Annotated in this window: 8 protein-coding genes; 1 reads left to right on the top strand and 7 read right to left on the bottom strand. The window is 59.4% G+C overall.

The window, feature by feature from the left end; genetic code table 11:
* From AC1DUU_RS13795 to AC1DUU_RS13765, 7 genes are all read right to left on the bottom strand, one after another.
* Positions 1-793 (bottom strand): transporter (locus tag AC1DUU_RS13795; RefSeq protein WP_476783985.1); only part of this gene is annotated, 793 nt, incomplete at its 3' end.
* 166 nt (positions 794-959) lie between these two features.
* Positions 960-2,474 (bottom strand): DUF1254 domain-containing protein, encoded by a 1,515-nt coding sequence (locus AC1DUU_RS13790; protein WP_476783984.1) that lies wholly within the window; start codon positions 2,472-2,474, stop codon positions 960-962.
* 26 nt (positions 2,475-2,500) lie between these two features.
* Positions 2,501-3,937 (bottom strand): DUF1254 domain-containing protein, encoded by a 1,437-nt coding sequence (locus tag AC1DUU_RS13785; RefSeq protein WP_476783983.1) that lies wholly within the window; start codon positions 3,935-3,937, stop codon positions 2,501-2,503.
* Positions 3,938-4,126: 189 nt separating this feature from the next.
* Complete coding sequence (locus AC1DUU_RS13780) at positions 4,127-5,560, bottom strand: DUF1254 domain-containing protein (RefSeq protein ID WP_476783982.1); 1,434 nt, start codon at positions 5,558-5,560, stop codon at positions 4,127-4,129.
* 56 nt (positions 5,561-5,616) lie between these two features.
* The gene (locus tag AC1DUU_RS13775; protein WP_476783981.1) at positions 5,617-6,138 is read right to left on the bottom strand and encodes a hypothetical protein; all 522 of its coding nucleotides are present in this window, start codon (positions 6,136-6,138) and stop codon (positions 5,617-5,619) included.
* 137 nt (positions 6,139-6,275) lie between these two features.
* Entirely contained in the window at positions 6,276-7,982 is a 1,707-nt protein-coding gene (locus tag AC1DUU_RS13770) for a hypothetical protein (protein ID WP_476783980.1), read from the bottom strand.
* Between the two features lie 214 nt (positions 7,983-8,196).
* Entirely contained in the window at positions 8,197-8,397 is a 201-nt protein-coding gene (locus AC1DUU_RS13765; protein ID WP_476783979.1) for a hypothetical protein, read from the bottom strand.
* A gap of 448 nt (positions 8,398-8,845) precedes the next feature.
* On the opposite strand from AC1DUU_RS13765, the gene AC1DUU_RS13760 reads away from it, so the two are divergent.
* Positions 8,846-9,329 (top strand): hypothetical protein (locus tag AC1DUU_RS13760; RefSeq protein ID WP_476783978.1); only part of this gene is annotated, 484 nt, incomplete at its 3' end.

Genomic DNA, 9,329 nt, shown 5'->3' with positions numbered 1-9,329 from the left:
ACGTAAGTGTCGTGCGAATGCCCCAATCTGGACCTCCCTCTGGGGCTTGCGCGTAGTATTTGCCTCCGACCTGGAAGCTCATCACCTGGTCACCGATCTTGAACACCTGCGATACGGCAAGGTTGATTGGCACGGTCCATTGGTCGGCGGCCCAATCGTAACTTGATTCAGTGTTCAGTGAGATTGTCCTGCCATGGCCGAGACCGTAGGAAACGAAGGGCTGCAGATACGTCTGATTGACGTCCTCGTGTTCGCCTTCTCCGGCGACCGACCAGATGTGGTTGGCGAGCACACCGATCGTCCATGGCCCGGTTTGCTTAAGGGCGACCCCAGTCGGCCCAACTCCGAACTGGTCGGTGCCGAGATAGTCTTCGGTGGCCGTCGGTATAAGGAACACAGGCCCGACACCCCAGATCAGTCCGCCCGGCCCGGGCGCCTTCGGCGACAAGAACAGGCTCTGGGTGATATCCCCCAGCCCAAATGTGTTGCCGTCCGGCGGTGGCAGGTAGTCCCGAAAAGCGATCGGCAGGATGGTTCTCGATATCAGGTTCCAATCGTCGCTGATCGAGATCGGGATGACGGGCTGGATGTTCAGGGTGTAGGCGAAGCCGTCGCCGTCGACACCTGCGCCCGATTCGAAGTTACTCTGCAGCGGCACGCTTATCAGACTGGCAATCGGGTTGGAGAGTTGCTTGGCCAGTTCGTCGGCGTCTTCCTGCGCCTGAGCGGCGCAAGCTGCCGAGAGCACGCCCATGACGCTCACCGGCAAGCCCAGTAGGCAGATTCGTTTCACTTCCTTCGCTTCCTCTTCTCGACCATGCGCGCGTTACTAGTGTTGCTGCAGCGCCCGGCATTCTTTCAGGGATCAGTCTTGAAAGACTCGCTGCAGCCAGCCTTGAGGAGGCGTCGGCCTCCTCAAATCTCGACTTGAGATCAAACTGACGTGGACAAGTGCCGCATCACTTCACAAGTTCGATCTCGCTCGGCTTCCAGGTCTTGTTGAACCAGGGTTCCAGCGGACCGTAGAGGCGAAGGATCATGAACCAGCCCTTGTCCGGAATCGTCTGCACCCAGTTGTTCTCCATTCCCGCCGGTGCCTTGGGTCCGAAGTAGACATCTACCGAACCATCCGCATTGGTCTTAACGCCCTTGCCCTGGCTACTGACGCTCGGGGCTTGCTGGTCGGTCTGCACCATGGAGCGGGTCTGGTTGTCGTAAACGATGACCGACCAGAAATCTTTGACCGGGATATTTGGCGGCAGGCGCAGCTTGTAAGTCTTGCCGCCATCAAAGGGATTGCCCTCCGAATCCTGAACCGACCAAGGATATTGCGAGCCCTCGCCCACCATCTTTTCCTCCATCGCCGGCGTGACGCCGATGGCAAAGTAATAGTAGAAAACAGCACCATCCAGGTTGCTGACACCGGGCGCGGACTCGAACTTGTAGCCGCCGAAAAACGGCAGGCGCCAAGTGCTGTCCGGATAGAAATACGCATCCTTCGCGCGAACCTTGAAGGCAATTGTCCGCGCCGTCACGGCGCCGATATTGGCGGCGTCGGTGAGGATCTTCTTCATCCGCTCATCGGGATTGAAGGGCTGGCCCTTGACGATGCCGATCGAGGCGAACAGGCCCAAGGTGGTTGGATCGGAACCGTCAGCTGGCTCTTCCTGGATGACCTGGTTCAACAGGCTCCAGAACGAGTAGTCACCAGGTGCGACGAAGTTCGATGGAATTCCCGAGGCATTGGCGAATTTCATCGGCGGTGGGTTGGCGGCCTCGTCCAGGCGATAGATCCGAAGGTTCTTCTTGACCGAGTCGACCCCAGGTTGGGTGGAACCGTCCACAACGAAGGCGCGAAACACGAGGTAGCTGCCGAAGGTGCTCGGCCGCACGACGTGGAACCCGGCGGGTATGTCGCCCTTGAAGTCAGGCGGCAACAGGAGGTACTTGCCGCCTTCGCCTTTGTCGGCCCCCGTGATGCCGATGTCGGCCACCCACTTGTACCAAAAGTCGTCGACCATCCCCAGAACCTTGGGCGGAATCTCGGCCACCAACGGTCCCTTGCTCGTGTCGACCCAAACGTAGTTGTAGATCGTATTATCGTTGGCCGTCAGCTCTACGCTCCTCGGATCGACCAGATTTTCCCAGATCACGTCGGTCTGGTTATCAGGGCCAAACTTGCGTATCGAGTCGCGCATGCCGGCCTGATTTACGATCGGAATGGCCAGCAGATAAGCCTGCAGCGCGCGCGAACGGTCCAAATTGTCGTAGATTTTGTCGACGGTATCGGCCGACGGGTAGCCGTAGTTGAGATTCAGCGTCCCGATCGAGGACTCGATCTCGTCCGGCACGGCGACGCCCGGTGCGAAAGGCGTCGTCATCTTCATCTTCGGCGCCGTATCGGCGGAAGCGGCGCCGAGGCCCATCATCAGCACCGTGGCGGTGGCGCAAAACAGTCTCGTCATGCGTATCATTGCTCTCTCCTCATCGACAACCGAACTCAACTCACCTTCCTGACCGGCGGAATCGTCCACGAACCGTTGATGATCGAGGGGTCGCTCTCGTTGGGCCAATAGAGCCGCATCATCAGAATGAACTTGCCCTTGGGCGCAGGAAGCCAGTTCGATTCCTTGTCGGGTCCAGGGGATTCGTTCTGGATCAACAGGTCGATCGAGCCGTCAGCATTGGCCTTGAGCGGCTGGCGGGCACTGATGGAGTAGCGGTTGAGCGGATTTTCGACGAAGAAGTAGTCCGCGTCGTACATGGTCAGCGACCAGAAGCCGGAAACCGGCGGTGTCAGGTCCTTCTTGAAGGTCAGGACGTATTTTTCCGAGCCATTGTAGGCTCTTTTGATCAGACCGCTGTCCGACTTCATGGACGTCGGATAGATCGCATCCTGCGGGCGATTGGCGCCAAGGCCGATGGCCGTCAAGAGCGCACGCTGGACGTAGTCCGTACCGTAGATGCCGGTCTTGGTCGTGAAGCCCCAGCCGTTAATGTCCTTGACGTCGCCGTCGCTGAACTTGAAATGCAGCATGATGCGGGCGAAGGCGAACTGCGGAACACGCTTGGCGAAGGCCGGATCGAACTTCGACTTGTCGAAATCCTGCCCCGGCACGATGCCGATCTGGGCCAGTTTCTCGACCATCGGCGCGTCTGCTTCGGTCGGCGAGTTGGTTTTCAGAAGTCCGGCGAGCAGGGTGAAATACTCGACCGCGTCCATCTTGTTGACCTGATCGCGCACTGCCGTCTTCATGTCGATCGACGGGTCGACGTTGCCTGCCGGCGGCGTCCAATCCTTGCCGTAGGCGCTAAGCGGATAAAGCTTCACCTCGTCCTGGATCTTGTGAACCGCGGCATAATCCTCGGGCGTGCCGGTGCAATAGATTCGCCCGATCAGCCAGACGATGCTGGTCGGTGACTTGTACTGCGTGACGCCCTCCGGCAGCGTACCTTCCCAGCCGGGACCGGTCACGGCAAAGGTCTGCGCACCGGTTCCGGTGGTGCGTTTCCCCGGAACGTCGAACACCTTCGTCCAACCGTCGAGCATCGGGAAAAGGGCGTAGCGGTCGTTCAGGTCCGGAATGCTGACGACCCAGGGTTCCTGGCCGACATCGAAAAACGCTGAGGTGTACAATGTGTCGGCATTCGGAGCCGTCACATCCCGGAACGAAGAGTTCGGGTATTCGCGCAGCTTGATGAGATGCCCCATCGGGGCCCTTGTTCCCTTTGGCTCGGCGACGTTGGTGATGACGCGACGGGTCATTTCCATCGTGACCAGCGGATAGCCGAACGTATAGGCCTCGACTGCGAGAGCGAATTCGTCAGAACCTTCCATGAGGTCCGAGATGATGCCGTCGTCGGCGCGAGCTATCGACGTGATCGACGTTGCGGCAAGAAGGCCGGCGATCGATACGGTACGACGTGTAATGTTCATGACTTCCTCCAAGATTTTCTCGGGTCCAATGACCTGGATAATGACTGACGGTTGCTGGGCTGAGACCGGCAATAAACTGCCGGTCTGTTCCGGGGCGCAGCAGATCCTTCGTCGGCGGCTTAGCCCCGATCAGCTGGACTTCAAGCGGCGAGCGGCGACGAGCCCTGATGGCTGGCCGCCGGCGTGCCCTTAGTTCGCCACTTTGATACCGGGTGGCTGCCAAGTGCCCTGTCCCGCAGGCAGGATCGAAGGCGGCGTGGGCTTCGGCCAATATAGGCGCATCACGAGGTAGATCTTGTCATCGGGTGCTGGAAGCCAATTTGATTCCTTGTCCGCACCGGGGCTGTCCTTTTGGAGATACAGCGTCAGCGAGCCGTCGGCGTCCTTCTTCATTGCCGACAACATCGGAGAGTTGATGAGGTAGCGATTGATCGGGTTCTTGACCAGGAACTGGCTCTTGCCGTCGTACATCGTAACCGACCAAAACGCATTCACCGGCGGGAGCTGCCCGGCGGGAAAGGTGAGTGTGTAGTTGTGCTTGCTGCCGTCGAGCGGCTCACCGGTCGCGTCCGTTCGTGTATACGGGTACATCGCTTCCACGGCATCGTTGCCCAAGAGACCGCCCTTGGCAGCGCCAGCCCGCATCACCCAATCGCCGTTGTAGAAGGCCTCGTCGCCAAAGAACGAGCCAACGTTCCAGCCGTTGATATCTTTGTTTCCGCTGGCCAGCCATTTGTTGACCTTGTCGTCACCCTGCTTCATGGCCACCAGGATTTCGGCTTTGTGTTCGAGCGACAGATCCTTGAACGCGAAGGTCTTGCCGGGACCGATGCCAATCTTCGCAAGTTTCGCGCGAACAGCCTGGTCCCTTGGCGTCTCGGGGACGAATTGCAGGGCTGCGTCGAGATATTGGAAGAAGTTGTCCTTGATCCCGGCAGTGGTGGCAGGAAGGAAATCGATCTTCGGCGCGGCAGGCGGTGTGGGTTGTTTTGCGAAGGCAGAAAGCGGCTGCGCCTTGTAGCCGGCCTGGATTTTCTCGACGTTCGATATGTCGTCGGGGTTGAAGAGTTGGGTGCGGATAAGCGCGAGCGGGAACGGCGTCGTCGATTGAAAGACCTGCTTGATGCCGTTGGGCTTCTCGCCTTTCCAGTCTGGGCCGACCACCAGATAGTCGCCCGGCTCGGCCCCCGTGGCGCGCGTGCCGATATAGCCAAAATTGTAGGTGTTGCCGTCGATCAGCTGGACCGAGTAGTAGCGGTCCTTTTCGATCATAGGCACCGAGATAACCATCGGCTCAGCGCGCAAATCCAGCCAGATGAACGAATAAGGGGTGTCGCTGTTCGGCGTGATGACCGCCGTATCCTCGGGGGTGGCGACGTGATGCTGGTTGTTGATTTCGTTGAACGGCGCCTTGAACTGCCCCGAGTTCTTGTCCACGGCGAACTCTTGCATGACCGCATAATACATCACGAGCGGCAGGCCATAGACGAAGCCTTCCTCGGCGATGTCCTTGGCCTCGATGATGCCGGGATGGCCCTGCGCCATCAGCAGGCTTGGCCTCGCAATCGCGGCTCCGGCGGCGATCGCCGCAGCGGAGCGAAGTAGATCTCGCTTCGTCAACATTTTTTTGTACTCCTCTTAAGGTCGTCTCGAAGTCCGGTACCGCGTTTCGGGCAGCGCTAGTAAATAACAGCCCGTCGGAAGCCGCGTCTTGCCACGCCCGCATAAGAGAGCGGCGTCAAGGGCATGCCGATGATGTCGATGAAAACGGAAACCTCGGAGCCCTTCTCCGGCATCTCGCCGCCAACCACCTTCACGGAGTAGGTCAAATTATTGTCGCTCAGTTCCGGATTCTCCAGGACGACGACGACCTGCTGGAGCTTGTTCCCTTCCAGGATCGACAGGTCGGCGTTCGGCGGATCGATCAGGAAGCTGTCCTTGCCCTTGCTCCAGAACGGCACGAAAGCCGTCGTATCCATGTTCCCGGCAATGCGCTCGGGACGGTCGGAGAAAAACAACGTCGTGGCGCCAATGCCTTCGAGCGTCAGCTTGCTCGTCGCCTTGTCGAATGTCATCGCGCTTGCGGTCTGGACGAACAGGAAGTCGGCCACGTTGTCGTCTGCCTGCGCCTCGCGTGGTCTAAGCGCTGCGGTCGCTGCGACAGCTGTGGCGGCCAGCAGCAGGTTCCGTCTGGTTGTCATAGTGCAACTCTCCTTGATGGCGGCAGGACATTCGAATCCGTCACCCTGCCCAAGGCTTGGCGCATTGTTTCACCATACGGGAGGTAAATTACTGTAGCCAACAGGAAGCAGAGCGGATCGACATGGCTTTGCCTGCTTCAATCGGGGAATTCCAAGCCCGCCTTCCGAAGCGAGCCGAGGAACAATTCGGCATCTTCCAGACGGCCAAACCGCAACAACGCCTCTTGCCGAACGTTTCTCACCAAGGCGGGTTCATGTTCCAGGAGCCAAGTGCGCTCGCGTTCGGCGTCCGCCTTGTAACCTCCCTCGGCAAAGATCGCGGCAGCAATCACACGATACACTGCATTGGCTAGAATATTTGCTTTCCTGATCCACATGGCTGCCTGCCGATGGTCGCCGCTAAAATAGGAGCAAAGGGCAAGTCCGACCTCATAGTAGGCTAGAGGCTCCGGATTGCGTTCACGCGCCTCTGCAAGCAGTGCACACCCCTCCTGCCAATTTCCGGATAACGCCAACCGAAACCCATATTCGCCCATAAATACGGTGTCGTTGGGGTTGATGGTCATTGCGCGGCTGCCCACTCTCAAGGCCGCGTCGATTTCTCGCCTGAAATAAAGAGCAAACATCTGGGCCTGCAGACCCCGGACGTTGAGTGGCTCCAGCCCCACCGCCCGATCGGCGGCGGCAACGGCGCGATCGATCATAGGCGCTTGCCACACGGAATCGAACGGATAACGGAACCGTGCCTCGTCAATGTAGATCAATGATAGAAGCGCCCAGGCGGTTGCGTAAGCGGGAAAGCGCTCCACCGCCTTCTCGAGACAGAAGCGCACCGATGAACGGGTTTCTGGATCGAAGCTGACTTGGTACGAATAATAGGAGAGCGTGCAGGAATACGCGGCCCAGTCGTCAGGAGGGTTGGGGATAGCGAGCCTAGCGTCCGCCTCAAAGATGATCCCGTACGCCTGTGCCAGGCTTGTCGCTACCTTGCTGGCAACATCGGCCTGAGCCTTCAGAAGATCAGGAACCGTCGTCGTGCCATCGTAACTGTGCGCCCAGAGCACCGATCCGTCAGCGCGATTGAACATACGGACCCGAAACCGGAAGGTGCCGGCCGACAGATCTACGCTTCCTGCAACTGCGTACCGAACCTGCGAATGTGTCGCCGCGGCGGGCGACTGAACGACAATGACGTCCTTGAACTTGGAGAGCTGACCGATGACTTCCTGCGTGAGCCCGCGGGCAAGAGCCGCAGATTCGTCCGTTCCCGCCAGGTCGTCAAACCACTCGACCAGCAAGCGCGGGATTTCCGGCTTGCTTGGCGGAAGTCGGAATGAGTACCCCCACCAGACAAGCATCATCGCAACTGCAACCGATATCGCGGCTGCTGCTATGAACCGAGGCTTGCTTCGCAAGCGTGGCCGCGGGGGCGCGGGGGGAGCAGCGCCTGTGCGCTCTTCGGGAGCAGGTCTGGGCGCATGATGCAGCGAGAAGGTGGGAACGTAGCCACCCTTCGGGATGCTGATAAGTATGGGGTCGGCCTGGCCCGCGGTCAGATAGTACCGTTCGAGCGTGCGGCGGAGATGGCCCGCTTCGACGCGGACGATCGGATCCGCCTGAGGATCGAAAGAAGCATCGCGGCCAAACACCTCGACCGCGATCGAATAGGCCTTGATGCGGCTGCCGCGCCCTGCCAAAGCCTCATCCACGACATAGCGGAGGAACCTGTGTTTGCGGTCAGTTGCGCCGAAGTCGGCGCTGCTCAGGATGCGCGCTAACTGGGCGCGACAGTCCTCGACCGGAAGATCGGCCTCCCCTTTTGCGGGGACCTCCTCGTGGATCACAACCGCCCCCTTTTTGCCGCTTCCGCGACTTGCGCGGCTTCTTTTTATTCTTCCGTTACATAATCGCTCATGTAATTAACATTCCGGTGCTTGCTCCAGCAATGGCTTGGTGACTAGCTTTTTTCCTCCTGTGGGTAGCGAGATGGAGCAAAGAGCGACAAGAACGCGTGCAGCTTTATCGGCAGCACTCCGCCGATTTCCTGAGCTTGAGCTATCAATCCGTCGAATGATCCAGGCGGATCAGAATTTTTCCGATATGTGCGACGGACTTGCGGAAGCCGAGGCGGCGCTGTCGAGCGTCGATCAGCTTCCGCCGCCAATACGTGCGGCAAGGAGGGCCGAATGGCAAGACCTTGTCGAGCGGTTGGCGCGCGAGGTTGAAGCCGCGCTTCGGGAGAAGCAGGCCGTTGCCCAATCACGCGTCGATACTCGGCGGTGAGTTCTATCGCCAGAACTCTGGCGCTTCCGGCCGGTATCCGCCCCCCGTCACCTCTCCCGACATCCAGCTCTCGCGCACAAAGTGCGCATCTCGAGAGATCCCCATGTGCACGCCAGACACCGACCTCAGGCGACTGCAGCGCCTACGCCGGTTCTGGTCTCGAGGACAGGCGAGAGCCTCCGAGCGCCCCGCGCATCAGGTTCACGCCGCCCACGTAATTTACACGCAAACGCTCGCGGCAGGCGCGTTCTGAGCTTACTCCGGCACGGCGATCGATCTCTGAACCTTAACCGGAGCAATTAGTGGGCGAGTCCCCCGCGGTCCAACAAGACAGGATGGGAACGTCGCCGTTCGTGCGGCCCTGCTTGTCCACATTGCCTCGGAACACCATCGCCATAGCCGCGATGTGACGAACTAGGAGGCGATGCGCCTCGAAGAGACGCTGAACGTTACCAACCCAGAAGCACAGGAGAGAACTATGTACACTCACATGGGAATCGGCACCGCGTTGGTCCTTGCAGTCCTAACTGCAACAGCCGCGGCCGCCGATACGTACAAGAAATACGGATCGGAAGCCGAGTGGGACATCTATGTCACCGACGGTCAGGATCGCGGCTGCCTGATTGCCAAGAACCTGRCCGCCGAGACGCAGTTCCAGATGGGCATCGTGCCGGACGCGCAGGCACGCGGCTACCTGGCACTTTACACCAAGGCAGGTGCAGGGGTCGGTACGGGCGAAGAGATTTCCGTGCTTTTCGACGTTGACGGGCAGCAATTCAGCGGAGAGGCGACCGGCCGGCAGATGATGGACGGGTACAAAGGAGCCTACGTTTGGGTCAATAATCCCGAATTCATCTACGATCTTGCCAAGAAAAAGACGCTGACTATTACCCCGACAGGGCGTGATC

This window comes from Aminobacter sp. P4_H6_2 (assembly GCF_056400805.1).
Note: the sequence above shows the minus strand (reverse complement) of the source record. Positions and strands in the feature narration are given on the sequence as shown.